12 protein-coding genes are annotated in these 16,654 nt (G+C 37.8%); 2 read left to right on the top strand and 10 right to left on the bottom strand.

The features are described 5' to 3' along the window. Positions 1-19 precede the first annotated feature (19 nt). The 8 genes from IGM13_RS03235 to uvrB form a co-directional block, all read right to left on the bottom strand. Positions 20-538, bottom strand: coding sequence for a DsbA family protein (locus IGM13_RS03235; RefSeq protein ID WP_025188659.1), 519 nt, complete (start codon positions 536-538; stop codon positions 20-22). 112 nt (positions 539-650) lie between these two features. Then, positions 651-1,574 carry a hypothetical protein gene (locus IGM13_RS03230; RefSeq protein ID WP_010827179.1) on the bottom strand — a complete coding sequence of 308 codons (924 nt, stop codon included), beginning with the start codon at positions 1,572-1,574 and terminating at the stop codon, positions 651-653. A gap of 233 nt (positions 1,575-1,807) precedes the next feature. After that, positions 1,808-2,743, bottom strand: a complete 936-nt coding sequence (gene whiA, locus IGM13_RS03225) for a DNA-binding protein WhiA (RefSeq protein WP_002358736.1) — start codon at positions 2,741-2,743, stop codon at positions 1,808-1,810. A gap of 33 nt (positions 2,744-2,776) precedes the next feature. Beyond that, positions 2,777-3,772: a gluconeogenesis factor YvcK family protein gene (locus tag IGM13_RS03220; RefSeq protein ID WP_002355627.1), complete on the bottom strand. Its 996-nt coding sequence runs from the start codon at positions 3,770-3,772 to the stop codon at positions 2,777-2,779. After that, positions 3,772-4,659, bottom strand: a complete 888-nt coding sequence (rapZ, locus tag IGM13_RS03215; protein WP_002355625.1) for an RNase adapter RapZ — start codon at positions 4,657-4,659, stop codon at positions 3,772-3,774. The genes IGM13_RS03220 and rapZ overlap by 1 nt, the downstream gene beginning before the upstream one ends. Before the next feature lie 165 nt (positions 4,660-4,824). Further along, positions 4,825-5,619, bottom strand: coding sequence for a YusW family protein (locus IGM13_RS03210; RefSeq protein ID WP_002420009.1), 795 nt, complete (start codon positions 5,617-5,619; stop codon positions 4,825-4,827). 171 nt (positions 5,620-5,790) lie between these two features. Continuing rightward, entirely contained in the window at positions 5,791-8,610 is a 2,820-nt protein-coding gene (uvrA, locus tag IGM13_RS03205) for an excinuclease ABC subunit UvrA (protein WP_002366198.1), read from the bottom strand. Positions 8,611-8,727: 117 nt separating this feature from the next. Further along, entirely contained in the window at positions 8,728-10,725 is a 1,998-nt protein-coding gene (uvrB, locus tag IGM13_RS03200) for an excinuclease ABC subunit UvrB (RefSeq protein WP_002355618.1), read from the bottom strand. A 278-nt stretch (positions 10,726-11,003) separates the two neighbouring features. Here uvrB and IGM13_RS03195 point away from each other — a divergent pair, with 278 nt between their 5' ends. Both IGM13_RS03195 and IGM13_RS03190 read left to right on the top strand, forming a co-directional pair. Beyond that, positions 11,004-13,172: an amino acid ABC transporter substrate-binding protein/permease gene (locus IGM13_RS03195; RefSeq protein WP_002420008.1), complete on the top strand. Its 2,169-nt coding sequence runs from the start codon at positions 11,004-11,006 to the stop codon at positions 13,170-13,172. A gap of 1 nt (position 13,173) precedes the next feature. Continuing rightward, entirely contained in the window at positions 13,174-13,911 is a 738-nt protein-coding gene (locus IGM13_RS03190; RefSeq protein ID WP_002355616.1) for an amino acid ABC transporter ATP-binding protein, read from the top strand. 47 nt (positions 13,912-13,958) lie between these two features. On the opposite strand, the gene IGM13_RS03185 is transcribed toward IGM13_RS03190, so the two are convergent. Together IGM13_RS03185 and IGM13_RS03180 are read right to left on the bottom strand one after the other, a co-directional pair. After that, positions 13,959-14,678, bottom strand: coding sequence for an MgtC/SapB family protein (locus IGM13_RS03185; protein ID WP_002361276.1), 720 nt, complete (start codon positions 14,676-14,678; stop codon positions 13,959-13,961). Positions 14,679-14,713: 35 nt separating this feature from the next. Next, positions 14,714-16,618, bottom strand: coding sequence for a heavy metal translocating P-type ATPase (locus IGM13_RS03180; RefSeq protein WP_002391769.1), 1,905 nt, complete (start codon positions 16,616-16,618; stop codon positions 14,714-14,716). Between the last annotated feature and the right edge of the window lie 36 nt (positions 16,619-16,654).

Below are 16,654 nucleotides of genomic sequence, written 5' to 3'. Positions count from 1 at the left end.
GGTCGCTGTTTCCATTTTTTTATTTTTCAATGTATCCTCGTAATTCTTCTTCAGTGACACTTTCGTCAAAGATATGCTCACCAATGATGATCGTTGGTACAAATTGAATGTGCGCCGCATTGGCTTCAGCAATCACGGCGGAAACAAGCGTTGCATCTGTTTGTTCTTTTAAGCCAAGATTTTTTTCAGCATACGTCGCTACTTCTTCTAAGGTTAAGTTTCCCCATTCATCTTGCGTAGCAAACATTTTATGCAATGCTGACAGTGCTTGTTCAGGCGCTGAATAGTCAATGTAGTGATGCATCACATTGCCGCGTTGTAAACTTTCTTTTTCTTTATCAAACAGCTTAATGATACGTTCAACTTTACCACTTTTGACAAATTGTGCTAACAGTTCCTCAGACTCTTCAAACCATTTTCTGCAATAAGGACAGCGAACATTGATAAATTCTATCATTTTGACAGGGGCATTGCGCTCACCAATGTGAAGCCCTGTTTCTGTGTTAACTTTTGTTGAATCAATTACTGAAATATCCATAAAAAACCTCATCCTTTCAAACCTTTATTTCTCTTTTAGTATACCGTTTTTCAATAAAAAAATCATAAGACACGAATTCAAATTTTCTGAATTCGTGCCTCTGTTCACTTTTTTAACGATTAATCGAACGAGCCATTCTAGCAACAGTATGTCTTTTCCCACGTATCGCATCAGAAAGCTCTTTAATATTTTCAATACCAACTAAGCCCATATTGGCATCGCCAATATGTTGAATATCTACGCCTAAAATTTTATTTCTAATGCCGATAGTTTGGATAACTTCAGGTTGAGCACTTTCTTGTGAAGTTCCAATGGCACTCATAACTAATTTTCCTTTTGAATGTGCAAAATCCACAACTTCTTTGACTTGTTGATCATCGATGCCCCAAACCGTGCCAACTGCTGGGACTAAGACAATATCAGCGCCCGCTTCAATAAATTGTTCAGCTGATTTTAAACTGACCACTGGTTCATCTACGCCTGAACTGTGCATTTTTCCGGCAATAATGATGCCGTCAAAATGTTTTTTGGCTAAGGCCACGTTCTTAGCAATCAAGTCGTTGGTCACACCAGTTCCAGGATTACCTGTCAATAAGATAAAATCCAAACCCAGTTCATTGGCTTTTTTGAAAGTAGCTGCTGATGCTTTTCTACCTGGTTCGATCGAAACTCTCGTTGAAGCTAAGTCTAAATTTTCATCAACAGGTTCGACATTCATGCCAATCGGTAAACCGACTAGTTCTTTCAAACGATGAACAACCTCATCATTAGGGACACATGTTTCCGCAGTATATTGCCCTTCATAAGCGGCTACTACAATCGGTTGATTAACATCGAAAACATTCAATAAAATCATGTCTGCGCCATATGCTTTTGACATTTCCGCACAAGTGATATCACCTGCTACGGATGGATGAACTACCACATTTTCCGATAAAATTACGCGCCCTTCGCTCGCTTTAATACTCTGAAACAGCTCTTCTTTTGACATCCGTTTGATTTCTGATGCATTTGCACTAATTAATCGTTGAACCATTTTGACCCCTCCAATAGTTTTTAATGTTTTAGTTAAAAACAGCAATAAGTAATCGCTTGCATTTCATTACATGCAACATTCGTGCCAACATCGTTTCTTTAAAACACAGGTCAACACTACATTTCAGCGCTACACACTTTTTGCACACTTTAATTTTTTTTACACGCTTAAAGAAAAAGTGAAGGATAGCACTTCAAACGGAAATGTTATTCTTCACTTCTGGAGCAGAAAAGTTACGCACTTTTTTCTCGTAATTTTTCTGCAAATTCATTAATTTTTCGAATACGATGATTAATACCTGACTTAGAAATAGCTCCTGAAGGAATCATTTCCCCTAGTTCTTTGAGACTAACTTCCGGATACTCTAACCGTAATTCTGCGATTTCCTGAAGTTTCTCCGGTAATGACGTCAGCCCTACTGTACTTTCAATAAATTGAATATTTTCAATTTGTTTTGAAGCCGCATCAATGGTTTTATTTAAATTCGCTGTTTCGCAATTCACTAAACGATTTACTGAATTCCGCATATCACGGACAATCCGGACATCTTCAAATTTCAACATAGAGTTCGTGGCACCAATTAACGTTAAAAAGTCGGCAATTTTTTCAGCACCTTTTAAATAACAAATATACCCGTTTCGGCGTCCCAATGTTCGAGCGTTTAAGTCATAGTAATTCAACATCTTACAAATATCATTATTGTGTTCTTCATAAATTGAAAAAATTTCTAAATGATAGCGACTTGTTTCCGGATTATTAACTGAGCCAGAAGCCATAAAGGCCCCGCGTAAATAGGAACGCATTTTTTGTGCGTTACCCATGATTTCATTTGACACATTGCCATTAAAAACGACCCCATCCATAATATCCAAATCAGCTAGAATTTTTTGTGTATCTTGTTTTAGACGCACAATGTAAACATTATTTTTCTTTAGTTTCATTTTTTTACGAACTAATAATTCTGCTTGTGCATGGTAATGATCTTTCAGCAATGAATACATTCGACGAGCAATTGCAGCATTTTCCGTTTGTACATTCAAGACAAACTGTTGATTAACTAAGCTAAGTGAGCCGTTCATCCGAATTAATGCTGCTAATTCTGCTTTCGCGTGTTCTCGATGGACTTCTAAACCAGTCAACTCTTTTTTGACATCCGAGGCAAAAGACATCTAAGCTCCTCCTCTCTTGATTCTTTTGATTAATTAATATTTCGTTCCAAATACGATACGGAAAAGTTCTTCAACAACTTTTTCCCCATCATGAAAAACTCCGCCATCTCTTAATTCTAAAAAGTCTGTCGAAATAACTCGGCATCCTTCTTCACGTAATCCTTGAAAATCATGCTTTACTTGAACCAAATATTCATCATAAATTTCAGGATCCATGTAATTTTCTGGTACTTTTTCTGTGTTAACCAGCACTGTATCAACAAACTGCGCTTGTAGATGCTCGTTTAAGACACGAACATGATCTGCATCCGTAAAATGTTCCGTTTCCCCTTTTTGGGTCATGATGTTACAAATATAGACTACTTCGGCTGCCGTTTGTTTGATGGCTTCACCAATTTCTGTAATAACTAAATTAGGCAAAATACTTGTAAAAAGACTCCCTGGCCCTAACACGACCATGTCTGCTTCTTCAATTGCTTTGACGACTTTACGCGCAGCTCTTGGCTGCTCTTCTCCGTGTGTATTTGTTACAAACACATGGTCAATCGTCTTGCGATCCAGTGCAATTTTTGATTCTCCCACCGCCACTGAGCCATCTTTAAATACAGCATGTAACGTTAATGGCCGTTCTGATGATGGATAAATCCGTCCATCAACATGCATCATTTTTGAAAGCAATTGAATCGCTTCATACGTACTTCCTCTCATTTCTGAGACAGCAGCAATGATTAAATTACCGATTGCATGATTGGCAAAATGACTATCTGATTTATCAAAACGATATTGAAAAATATCTTCATATAATTGTGGCATATCTGACAATGCCACTAAAACATTTCTTAAATCTCCCGGAGGTGTCATGTTATTAATAGAGGACCGAAGCTCGCCACTACTACCGCCATCATCAGCGACCGTTACGACGGCAGTAATATCAACACTTTGATTTCTTAAACTTTTCAAAATTACTGGCAAGCCTGTTCCACCACCAACAACCACGATCTTCGGTTTACGAATTCGATAGGTTTTCATTAAGAGCGATTAACCGTTTCTTTTCTTTTTAAGCGGTCGCGGTGGGTAATATTTACATGGTAATCTTCCTCTTTTAATTCAGCGCCAACACGTTCTGTCAATGCAACAGAGCGATGTTGTCCGCCAGTACAGCCAATTGCAATGGTGACGCTACTTTTACCTTCTTTTTTATATCCAGGTAAGACTGTTCGCAGTAAATCGATAAATTTTGTATAAAATTCATCTGTTTCTGGGAAGCCCATCACATAATCATAAACAGGTTGATCCATTCCAGTTAACGGTCGTAGTTCATCAATATAATGGGGGTTAGGTAAAAAGCGAACATCCATAACGATATCTGCATCAATCGGCAACCCATATTTAAAGCCGAAGGACACCATTTCCACTCGAAATTCGTGTGTCTCTCTCGTTGCTAGTTCTTTATTCAAACGTTCCCGCAATTGACGAGGGGACAAGTCCGTAGTGTCAATGACCAACTGAGCATCCGCCTTGATTTCTTCCAGCATTGCACGTTCTTTACGAATACCTTCTGTCACTAAACCATCCATCGCCATTGGATGCGCACGCCGTGTCTCTTTATAACGAGAAACCAACTCTTCATCGGTGGCATCTAAAAATAAAATCGTTGTATCAATAAAATTAGTATTTTCAAGTTCGACTAACATATCCTGAATTTCTCTAAAGAAGGTCCGTGAACGTAAATCAATCACTAACGCAATCTTGGTAACTTTTCCAGATTCTTTAATTAATTCCCAAAATTTTGGGATTAAGCTTGGTGGTAAATTGTCGATACAGAAATAGCCCATGTCTTCAAAGCTTTGAACAGCGACTGTTTTTCCAGCGCCACTCATTCCTGTAATAATAACCAGTTGTAAATTTTCTGGCATATTCAACACTCCCTTCACTTGCATCACTATATTATAACACCCCGGGCGTATCAAAGAAAGCTTTTCAATCATTCTTATAAAGATTTCTATTCTTTCATAGAAAAACAGCATTGACAAAAATGTCAATGCTGTTTTAATTGCTGAATTATACTATATAACTCTGTGTTATTTTAATACAAACTCAATTTCTGTTTCATCAGTAAAATTAGCTTCAAACTCAAATTGTTTTACTTGTTCATTCACGGCTAACTTTTTCGTAATGTGTTCTTTAATTTGTTCATTTGTAGCTGTTTTGATTGACAATCCATCTAAAAGAGTCATGATTTTGTCTTGTGCTGCCTTACCTTCTAATTCTAAATCAGCAAATTCATCTTCATATGTTGCTTCAATTGTTCCGTTCGATTTTATTTCATAGGTGAACTCAATTTCATTTTCATCGTATTCGATTTCTACGTCAATCTCTTGAAGACTGGCAACAGTTGGTGTCGGTGTGGTTAGTTCATTGTCTGCTGTTTCATGGTCCTCACCAACTTCAGGAGTTACGGTTTCCCACTTAAAGGTACCAATTTTAGCTGTTGCTAGATAGGGATTATTAATGGTAATGACTTTCAATTGAAGGTCTGAATGGTTGGCGATATCTGTTAAAATCCCCAGAGCCTGATATGTATTTTGTGTAAAACGTGTCGCAATATTTTGCGCATCAATTGTGGAATAGCCTAATGTTTCCCAGGTGATTTGTTGCTTTAATTCCTGATGAACGGCTTGTACTGTCGCCGGCTCCAATTGAATGCCCGTTGCTTCTTTTAAGTCTTTCTTGGTAAAACTCATTACTTTTTCATGGTCTGATTGTGAAATTAAAGTCGCTGCTTCCATTGTGTTACTATGTACAAAAGGTGTGATTCCGATAGCTAAGACCATTCCTGCTGTTAATAAACTTGTTGTTATTTTTTTGTTTTTCATTTAAGACTTTCCTTCGTGTTCATTGTTATTTTGTTAACAAACATAGTATATCTTTTAATTACACATTAAGTCAACATTTATTTTTAATTTTTATTAAAAAATATTTGTTATTTTATAATAAAAGAACCTTGTTTCCCATAAAAACAAGGTTCTTTATTTAATCATTAATGTTTATTTCAGAACACGTTTTAAATAATATCCTGTGTAACTGTCTTTGACTTTAGCAACTTCTTCTGGTGTTCCTGTCGCCACGATCGTCCCACCACCGTCGCCACCTTCTGGCCCTAGATCAATCACATGATCCGCAGATTTGATGACATCCAAGTTATGTTCAATCACTAAAACGGTATTGCCCGCTTCCACTAAACGCTCTAATACTAGAAGCAACCGCGCAATATCATCGGTATGCAAGCCTGTTGTTGGCTCATCCAGAATATAAAAGTTTTTCCCATTAGAATTTTTATGAAGTTCACTCGCTAGCTTCATCCGCTGTGCTTCCCCACCAGATAAAGTAGTTGCTGGCTGCCCCAATGTCACATAGCCTAAGCCTACATCCACAATTGTTTGCAATTTACGATGAATTTTAGGGATATGTTTGAAAAATTCTACGGCATCTTCCACCGTCATATCTAAAATATCAGAAATGTTTTTGCCTTTATAATGAACTTCTAACGTCTCAGAATTATAACGTTTGCCATGACAAACTTCGCAAGGCACATAGACATCAGGTAAAAAGTGCATTTCAATTTTGATGATACCATCCCCGCGACAAGCTTCACAACGGCCACCTTTGACGTTAAAACTAAAGCGACCTTTTTTATAGCCACGAACCTTGGCTTCATTTGTTTGGGCAAACAAATCGCGAATGTCATCAAAAACACTAGTATAAGTCGCTGGATTACTTCTTGGTGTTCGGCCAATCGGACTTTGATCAATGTCAACAATCTTTTCAATGGCTTCATAACCAGTGATACTTTTGTGTTTCCCAGGTTTATTGGAATTACGATTTAATTTTTGGGCCAGTGCTTTTTTCAAAATTTGATTGACTAAAGTACTTTTCCCTGAACCTGAAACACCTGTGACAGCAACAAATTCACCGAGCGGAAATTCAACACTGACATTTTTTAAATTATTTTCACTGGCACCAGTGACTTTGATCGCTTTGCCATTACCTTTGCGACGTTCTTTTGGTACAGGAATCACTTTTTTCCCAGAAAGATATTGTCCGGTCAATGAATGCGGATTTTTAGCAACCTCTTCCGGCGTACCAGCGGCTACAATTTCACCGCCCAGATGTCCAGCGCCAGGTCCCACATCAATCAAGTAATCCGAAGCCATCATTGTATCTTCATCGTGTTCCACCACAATTAATGTATTGCCTAAGTCCCGCATTTTTTTCAATGAGTCAATCAAGCGATCGTTATCTCGTTGATGCAAACCAATTGATGGTTCATCTAAAATGTAAAGGACGCCTGATAAGTTTGAGCCAATTTGTGTTGCTAAGCGAATTCTTTGTGCTTCTCCGCCAGAAAGTGTACCAGCAGCTCGACTTAAGGTTAAGTAATCTAAACCGACATTTTTTAAGAAGGTTAACCGATCTTCGACTTCTTTTAAAATTGGCCGAGCAATCGTTGTTTCTTGTTCAGATAAAGATACACCTTCAAAAAATTGGACCGCATTTTTTATTGCTAATTCACTGACTTCACCAATGTGCGTGCCATTGATTTTTACAGCTAAAGCTTGCGGATTCAAACGATATCCATGACAGCTTCGACAAGTCAATTCTGTCATGTATAACCGCATTTGATCTCGTGTAAAATCGCTATTTGTTTCATGGTAACGTCGTTTAATATTTTTTAAAATCCCTTCAAATGGCACTTCCACATCACGAACACCACCAAAGTCATTTTCATAATGAAAATGAAAGTTTTTCTCGCCAGAACCATTTAAAATAATTTCTTGTTGCTCTGCAGGTAATTCTTCAAACGGCGTATCCATATCAATCCCAAAACTGGTGGCTGCTTGCTCCAACATTTGTGGATAATATTGGGAACTAATAGGGTTCCACGGAACAATGGCTCCTTCTCTCAAGGTTTTAGTGGGATCTGGAATCACTAAGTCTTTGTCCACTTCTAATTTAACACCTAAACCATCACAATCGGGACAAGCGCCAAATGGTGCATTAAATGAAAACAAGCGCGGCTCCAATTCACCGACTGTGAACCCACAATAAGGACAAGCATAATGTTCACTAAACAACATTTCTTCTTGACCAATCACATCAACAATTGCGTAACCTTCAGCTAAACGCAAAGCCGCTTCAAACGAATCAAACAAGCGAGAGCGAATGCCTTCTTTCACAACGATACGGTCAATCACAATCGCAATATCATGTTTTTTATTTTTTTCAAGTTCTGGTGCCTCACTAACATCATAGGTTTCACCATCCACCCGCATTCTGACATACCCTTCACGTTGGATCATTTCAAACACTTTTTTATGTTGGCCTTTTTTCTTGACCACAACAGGCGCCAAAATTTGAATTTTTGTTCGCTCTGGTAGCTCTAAGACTTTATCAACCATCTGTTCAACAGACTGACTGGTAATTTCAATATGATCGTTAGGACAAATTGGATGACCTACCCGAGCAAATAACAATCGTAAATAATCATTGATTTCTGTGACCGTCCCTACTGTTGAGCGTGGGTTTTTACTTGTCGTCTTTTGATCAATTGAAATAGCTGGACTTAAACCATCGATGCTGTCAACATCTGGTTTATCCATCTGTCCCAAAAATTGTCGCGCATAAGCAGAGAGACTCTCTACATAACGTCGTTGCCCTTCTGCGTAAAGAGTATCAAATGCTAATGAACTTTTACCAGAACCAGATAGTCCAGTTACAACAACCATTTTGTCACGAGGAATCGTAACATCAATATTTTTTAAATTATGGGCGCGTGCACCATGAATCACAATTTTATCATTTGCCATATATGTTCTCCTTTTACTAAATCTCTTACGTCAAATCATTTCAAGTCATTCTATAGAGAAAAGATTAGTAAAAGATACGATGGTTCATCGTATCTTTTACTTAATCCGTTGGTTGACTTATTTGGCAGCTTTCAATTCAAGAATGGTATCTCGTAATGTGGCTGCAGTTTCGAAGTCTAATGCTTTGGCTGCATCTTTCATTTCTCTTTCAAGTTTCATTAATAAATCAGCTTTTTCTTGTCTTGATAAATCTTCATATGATTTATCCAATTGAACCACTGTTTCATCTTTATCAGCTGTTTTGGAAATAGAAATCAAATCACGAATTTCTTTAATAATTGTTTTTGGTTCAATGCCATGTTCTTCATTATATGCTTCTTGGATTGCCCGACGTCGTGCCGTTTCATCCATAGCTCGTTGCATCGAATCGGTGATTTTATCTGCATACATAATGACTTTTCCTTCGGCGTTCCGGGCAGCCCGTCCCATCGTTTGCACTAACGAGCGTTCACTACGTAAGAAGCCTTCTTTATCCGCATCTAGAATCGCAATTAAGGAAACTTCTGGCACATCGATTCCTTCACGTAATAAGTTAATACCTATTAGAATATCAAATTCGCCTAATCGTAAATCGCGAATGATCTCCGTTCTTTCCAGTGTTTTTATATCACTATGCAAATATTTAACTTTTAAGCCTAATTCTTTGAAATAGTCGGTTAAATCTTCGGCCATTTTCTTCGTTAAGGTTGTGACAAACACCCGCTGATCTTTTTCGATCCGTTCATGAATTTCGCCCACCAAGTCATCAATTTGACCCATAATTGGGCGAATTTCTACTTCTGGATCTAGTAAACCTGTTGGTCGAATGATTTGTTGAACAACAGTCTCTGTTTGTTCCATTTCATAAGGTCCTGGTGTTGCCGATACATAAACAATTTGGTTTACATGTTGTTCAAATTCTTCTAAACGAAGCGGTCGGTTATCAAGTGCACTTGGTAAACGGAAACCATAGTCCACTAACATTTGTTTCCGTGCTCGGTCGCCATTATACATCCCTCTAATTTGCGGCATTGTTACATGAGACTCATCGATTACAAGTAAGAAGTCATCTGGGAAAAAGTCCAACAGCGTATATGGCGGCTCCCCTTCTTGGCGACCATCCATATGTCGAGAGTAATTTTCAATCCCTGACGTGTAGCCCATCTCTCTCATCATCTCAATATCATAGTTGGTTCGCTGTTCCAAACGTTGGGCTTCCAATAATTTGTTTTCACTGCGAAGCACTTTCAAACGTGCCTCTAATTCTTCTTGGATCTGCGAAATGGCGTGTTCCATATGTTCTTCGTTCGTCACAAAGTGTGTTGCTGGAAAAATAGCGACATGCTCTGTTTCGCCGACAATTTCACCAGTTAACGCATCTACTTCACGAATTCGATCAATTTCGTCTCCGAAAAATTCAACACGTAGCGCATGCTCATCCCGTGAAGCTGGGAATATCTCAACCACATCACCGCGGACACGAAAACGCCCCCGTTGAAAATCAATATCATTTCGTTCAAATTGAATATCGACTAAACTTTTTAGTAACTCATTACGATCCATTTCCATTCCCACACGTAATGAAACAACTTGTTGACTGTATTCCCGCGGATCCCCTAAACCAAAAATACAAGAAACTGACGCTACCACGATGACATCGTTTCGTTCCAATAAAGAACTTGTCGCTGAATGGCGTAGTTTATCAATTTCATCATTAATACTGGAATCTTTTTCAATATATGTATCACTTGAGGGTACATATGCTTCTGGTTGATAATAATCATAGTAACTGACAAAATACTCGACCGCATTATCTGGGAAAAATTCTTTAAATTCCCCGTATAATTGTCCAGCTAGTGTTTTATTATGTGCAATCACTAATGTTGGTTTGTTCACTTCTTGAATCACATTAGAGATTGTAAATGTTTTACCTGTTCCGGTCGCTCCAAGTAAAATTTGAGCTTTTTCTCCACCTTTGACACCGTCAACTAGTTCAGCAATAGCGGCTGGCTGATCTCCGGCAGGCTCATATTTAGAAGCCAAATGAAAGGTATTGGAAGTTTCTCTTTCGATCATTTATAACTCCCCCTCAAAGTGTCTAATTTCTCTTAAATTATCGGCCCATTCTGGCAGAATGTCCACTTATTAGTTTAACATACCGAACATATTTTCGCCACTTTTGCTGTTTCGGACTTCAACTGATTTTAATCTTTTGTTCTTAATTCCTATGTTACATTTTATAACATGGAATGTAAGGAAATTAGAGTTTTTTTCTCTTTTTAGCGTTCAAATACTTGTCAGCTTCCTATTTCTTACTATATAATTGTTCAATATGCAAAACTAGGAGGTATTTTATGAAAAGGAAACACTTTTTACTTTCTTTCTTTGTGATGATGGTAACTCTGCTAACATTCATTAGTGGCACTTCAGCACATGCAGAAGGAAAGAAATATACAATCGGAACGGATTTAACATTCGCCCCTTTTGAATTCCAAGACTCAAAAGGAAAATACATTGGTATTGACGTTGATTTATTAGATGCGATTGCCAAAGATCAAGGTTTTGAAGTGGATTTAAAACCATTAGGCTTCGATAGTGCAGTCCAAGCGATTCAATCTAAACAAATTGATGGCATGATTGCTGGAATGAGTATTACGGATGAGCGAAAAAAATCCTTTGATTTTTCAGATCCATACTTCGATAGTGGTTTACAATTAGCGGTTAAAAAAGGAACTGACAAAATTAAATCATATGATGATTTAAAAGGCAAAACGGTTGCGGCTAAAGTTGGAACTGAAAGTGCCAATTTCCTTGAAAAAAATAAAGAGAAATATGACTACACCATCAAAAATTTTGACGATGCAACGGGTCTTTATAAAGCCTTAGAAAACGGCGAAGCGGATGCAATCGTTGATGATTATCCTGTATTGGGCTACGCAGTTAAAAATGGTCAAAAATTACAATTAGTTGGCGATAAAGAAACAGGCAGTTCTTATGGTTTCGCAGTGAAAAAAGGCCAAAACCCTGAATTAATCAAAAAGTTCAACGCTGGTTTGAAAAATCTTAAAGACAATGGTACTTATGATAAAATTTTAAACAACTACTTAGCGACAGGCGATGAAACAAATACACAAGACGCTGGCGAACAGATGAAAAAAATCACTCCTAAAAAAGAGAAATATGTGATTGCCAGTGATTCTACGTTTGCTCCGTTTGAGTTCCAAAATGCTCAAGGCGATTATGTCGGAATTGATGTTGATTTAGTCAAACGTGCAGCTGAATTGCAAGGTTTTACTGTTGAATTTAAATTTATTGGTTTTAGTTCTGCTGTCCAAGCTGTTGAATCTGGTCAAGCAGATGGGATGGTTGCAGGCATGACGATTACGGATGATCGTAAAAAAGCCTTCGACTTCTCTGTTCCTTACTTTGATAGCGGCATTCAAATTGCGGTCAAAAAAGGCAATGACAAAATTAAATCGTATGATGATTTAAAAGGCAAAAAAGTCGGCGTAAAAATTGGTACTGAAAGTGCTGATTTCTTAGAAAAAAATAAAAAGAAATATGATTACTCAATTAAGTATTTAGACACAACTGATGCATTATACAGTGCATTAGAAATTGGCGAAGTTGATGCCATGATGGATGATTATCCTGTCATTGGCTATGGGGTTGCGCAAAATCAACCACTAGCGACACCAATTCCTCGTGAAAAAGGTGGTTCTTACGGTTTTGCTGTCAAAAAAGGGCAAAATCCTGAACTACTTGAAATGTTTAACGAAGGCTTAAAAGAAATGAAACGTACAGGTGAATACGATAAAATTATCGGCACTTACGTAAAAGATGGCAACGAAGCCAAAGAAGAAACAGCTGACGAATCTACGTTTGTTGGCTTCATGCAAAACAACTGGAAACAATTGTTACACGGTTTATGGATGACGATTCTATTAACGTTGATTTCCTTCGTACTTGCTTTAATTGTCGGCGTTATTTTCGGATTATTCAGCGTTTCACCAATCAAAGCATTACGTGTACTTTCAACCATTTATGTTGATTTAATTCGCGGAATTCCTTTGATGGTCTTAGCGTTCTTCATCTATTTCGGATTACCTGGTGTGCTTGGCTTTAATATCCCGGTCTTCATTGCTGGAATTATCACATTAACTTTAAATGCCAGTGCCTATATCTCTGAAATTGTGCGCGGCGGAATCAAAGCTGTTCCAGTTGGCCAAATGGAAGCTTCAAGAAGTTTAGGTCTTTCCTATAATCGGACAATGCAAAAAATTATTTTACCACAAGCGATTCGCATTATGATTCCTTCATTCATTAACCAATTTGTTATTTCATTGAAAGATACAACTATCCTTTCAGCAATTGGCTTAATCGAACTACTACAAACAGGAAAAATTATTGTTGCTCGGACATTACAAAGTACAATGGTTTACTTCGTTATTGCGTTAATCTACTTAATTTTAATTACTAGTTTAACTAAATTAGCGAAAAACCTTGAAAAGAAGGTGAACTAATATGACTGAAAAAATCTTAGTTGAACATTTAGTAAAAAAATATGGTGACAACACGGTCTTAAACGACATTAATGTTTCTATTAACGAAGGCGACGTAGTCTGCGTCATCGGTCCTTCTGGTTCTGGTAAAAGTACTTTTTTACGTTGCTTGAATCAATTAGAAGAAGCTTCTAGCGGAGACATTATTATTGATGGTGCGAACTTGACAGATAAAAATACGGACATCAACCAAGTCCGTCAACATATCGGCATGGTTTTCCAACATTTCAATTTGTTTCCACATTTATCTATTTTAGAAAATATTGTTTTAGCACCAACCGATTTAGGTCGCTTGTCAAAAGACGAAGCGGAGAAAAAAGCGTTAGAACTTTTAGAACGTGTTGGATTGGCAGATAAAAAAGATGCCTATCCAGATTCTTTATCTGGTGGTCAAAAACAACGTGTCGCAATTGCACGTGCGTTAGCGATGAATCCTGATATTATGCTTTTCGATGAGCCAACATCAGCTCTTGATCCAGAAATGGTTGGCGATGTTCTTGGTGTAATGAAAGATTTAGCAAAACAAGGAATGACAATGGTCATAGTTACTCACGAAATGGGCTTTGCAAAAGAAGTGGCTAACCGAGTAATGTTCATTGATGGCGGTAACTTCCTAGAAGATGGTTCGCCAGAGCAAGTCTTTGAAAATCCTCAAAACCCTCGAACAAAAGATTTCTTAGATAAAGTATTAAATATTTAAACAAAAGCACTTGGCGCGCGCTAGCGCCCAAGTGCTTTATTTTATGGTTAAATTGTTTCTGTGACAGAGACAGATTGAACGTGCCCTTTTTCTTTTAAGAGATGGTGCAAGTTGGAATGCCAGAAATCTTCTTTGCCTACATAAGAAATCTTTGCTGTCACTGCCTCTTGTTCGGATTCCAAAGTCAATTCTACTAAGCGCTCCCCTTTTTCTAAAGAAGCTTGAAGTTGTTCATGCAGGCGGCTTTCTTTAATCATGGGTTCCTTCATTTTTACGATAAGCTGCAATCGTTTTAAAGGAGTTTTTCGTTTAAAATGGGCCAGAGCTAATACTAGCAAAGTCGCCACGAGATTGATAAACGCAATGGTTAAAAAGCCCATCCCAATGACTAAACCAATAATAGTAACATTCCACATCATTACTGCTGTCGTTAACCCAGAGACTTTCCTTTCTCTAAAAACGATAATCCCCGCACCGAGAAAGCCTACACCACTAATCACTTGGGCGCCATATCGTGTAATATCCATAGAAATAATGGACGCCAAGGCGCTATTTTGTTTCACCACATCGACTAAAATATCCACCGATTGAATCTGTAAAATGGAAATCGTACAGGAGGCCAAACATAAAATGGCATTACTACTAATACCGAAGCCTTTTCTTTTAATACTTCTTTCTAACCCAATCAAAGCTCCAAAAACCACGGCTAGAGCCATCCGAATGACAACGTCTGTGAGAGAAAGTTCAATCATTTTTAAAGAATTCATCGCTTTCTCTCCTTTCTTGCAAGTGACTATTTGGCTTATTTTGTATTAACTAATAAACGCAAGCCATTAAAAATGACCACTAAGGTACTTCCTTCATGAATAAGTACGCTAAATGCGATATTCGCAATACCTAAAAAGTTCAAGATAATTAACGTTGCTACCACTAACATTGAAAAAATAATATTTTGCTGCACAATTTTATTCAAGCGTTTTGAGACACGGTGAGCATAGCCTAATTTAGAAAGATCATTTTTCATCACTACCACGTCTGCAACATCGATAGCAATGTCTGTACCATCCCCCATTGCCACTCCGATATCAGCATTCACTAAAGCCGGTGCATCATTAATGCCATCACCAACCATCCCTGTCATTCCTACTTCGCGTTTTAATTGATCAACAATCGCTGATTTTTCCTCAGGCAAAACATTTGCATAAACTTGGTCCACGCCTACTAAGCGGCCAACTGCTTCACCCGTAAGTTTTGCATCTCCTGTAATCATTGTTGTTTCAATATTCTGTGACTTGAAATAGTGAATGGCGTTCATTGCTTCTTCATTAGGAACATCCATCAATGCCACTAAACCAATCACTTGTTCATTTTCGGCAAAGTACACTACCGTTTTGCCTTCACTCGCTAATTTCGTTGTTTGCTTCTCAATGATTGTTGGCACTTGTTCGAAACTAGATGGTTTACCAATTCTAAAAGTTGTGTCTGCAATGGTCGTTACTAAACCCACCCCAACAATATTTTCTACTTCTAAATTTAAAGCCGTTGTTTCTGCTTCAAAGCGATTAACAATCGCCGTCGCCAATGGATGATTGGATTTTTTCTCCATATTTGTTAAAACAGCTACTAATTCGTCTTGGCGATCTTCTAAGCCATCAACAAAAAGATAATCTGTTACCTCAGGTTTGCCTTTTGTTAGCGTGCCTGTTTTATCAAAAGCGAGTGCTTTCACTTCAGCTAAATTTGATAAGAATGAGCCACCTTTAAACAAAACGCCTTGTTTCGCTAAATTGGAAATTCCTGATAAAGTTGCCGGAACGGCACTCGCTGCTAAAGCACAAGGTGAGGCAGCAATTAAGAAGACCAAGCCTCTGTAAAAACTTTCAGCCCAAGTCAATTGGAAAAGTAATGCGCCACCTAAAACAATTAGTGGAAAAACTGCTAAAACTAGTGTGACATATTTTGGTTCAAATCGTTTAATTTTGCTTGCAATTTCTGATTGATTTTCTTGTGATTGGTTCACGAGCTGTACGATTTTTGCAAAAACTGTTTCTGAACTATCTTTCGTTACTTCAACAACAATTGTGCCTGAACCGTTCATGGTACTACCAAAAACTGGGTCCCCACTATTTTTTTCTTTGGGAATACTTTCCCCATTAATAGATGATTCATCCACAGCGGTACTTCCTTCAATCACGACGCCATCTGTCGGGATTTGCGCACCATTGAGGACTTGCACGCGGTCACCAATCTTCAATTGTTCAACTGACACAGTTTGAATTGAGCCGTCGTCTGTTATCAAGCGAGCTTCTGTTGGATTTAAATTTAATAGTTTTGTAATTTCACGTTGGCTTTTGCCTTGGGCATAATCTTCAAGGAAATGCGCCGCCGCAAAAATCAAAATCAACAATGCTGATTCTTCAAAACTTCCCATTAATGCTGAACCAACTGCAGCTAAGGTCATTAACAAATGAATATTAGGTGAAAACTTTCGATTGTTTTTCGTATCCCGATACGTATCTCCAAAGCCTTCCCCAATAATATGATAACCAGCTAAAATAGCAGCTAACGAGAAAAGAATATTTTTCACTAAGAGCATGTTCCCTAAAAATAAACCGATAAAGAAAAGAGCCAATCCTGTAAAAAAGAGAATAACTGGAACGTTTTTACCTTTTTCTTCATGTGTGTGTGCACCTGTTTGTTTTGACATTGTTATGCGCCTCCTCATTAATGTTTTTCTATTCAT

This window comes from Enterococcus sp. DIV0561 (genome assembly GCF_050539875.1).
Taxonomy (GTDB): Bacteria; Bacillota; Bacilli; order Lactobacillales; family Enterococcaceae; genus Enterococcus; species Enterococcus faecalis.
Note: the sequence above shows the minus strand (reverse complement) of the source record. Positions and strands in the feature narration are given on the sequence as shown.

Coding starts and splice junctions, on each gene's coding strand:
- IGM13_RS03235 (WP_025188659.1), bottom strand. CDS start 538: ATGGATATTTCAGTAATTGATTCAACAAAAGTTAACACAGAAACAGGG.
- IGM13_RS03230 (WP_010827179.1), bottom strand. CDS start 1,574: ATGGTTCAACGATTAATTAGTGCAAATGCATCAGAAATCAAACGGATG.
- whiA (WP_002358736.1), bottom strand. CDS start 2,743: ATGTCTTTTGCCTCGGATGTCAAAAAAGAGTTGACTGGTTTAGAAGTC.
- IGM13_RS03220 (WP_002355627.1), bottom strand. CDS start 3,772: ATGAAAACCTATCGAATTCGTAAACCGAAGATCGTGGTTGTTGGTGGT.
- rapZ (WP_002355625.1), bottom strand. CDS start 4,659: ATGCCAGAAAATTTACAACTGGTTATTATTACAGGAATGAGTGGCGCT.
- IGM13_RS03210 (WP_002420009.1), bottom strand. CDS start 5,619: ATGAAAAACAAAAAAATAACAACAAGTTTATTAACAGCAGGAATGGTC.
- uvrA (WP_002366198.1), bottom strand. CDS start 8,610: ATGGCAAATGATAAAATTGTGATTCATGGTGCACGCGCCCATAATTTA.
- uvrB (WP_002355618.1), bottom strand. CDS start 10,725: ATGATCGAAAGAGAAACTTCCAATACCTTTCATTTGGCTTCTAAATAT.
- IGM13_RS03195 (WP_002420008.1), top strand. CDS start 11,004: ATGAAAAGGAAACACTTTTTACTTTCTTTCTTTGTGATGATGGTAACT.
- IGM13_RS03190 (WP_002355616.1), top strand. CDS start 13,174: ATGACTGAAAAAATCTTAGTTGAACATTTAGTAAAAAAATATGGTGAC.
- IGM13_RS03185 (WP_002361276.1), bottom strand. CDS start 14,678: ATGAATTCTTTAAAAATGATTGAACTTTCTCTCACAGACGTTGTCATT.
- IGM13_RS03180 (WP_002391769.1), bottom strand. CDS start 16,618: ATGTCAAAACAAACAGGTGCACACACACATGAAGAAAAAGGTAAAAAC.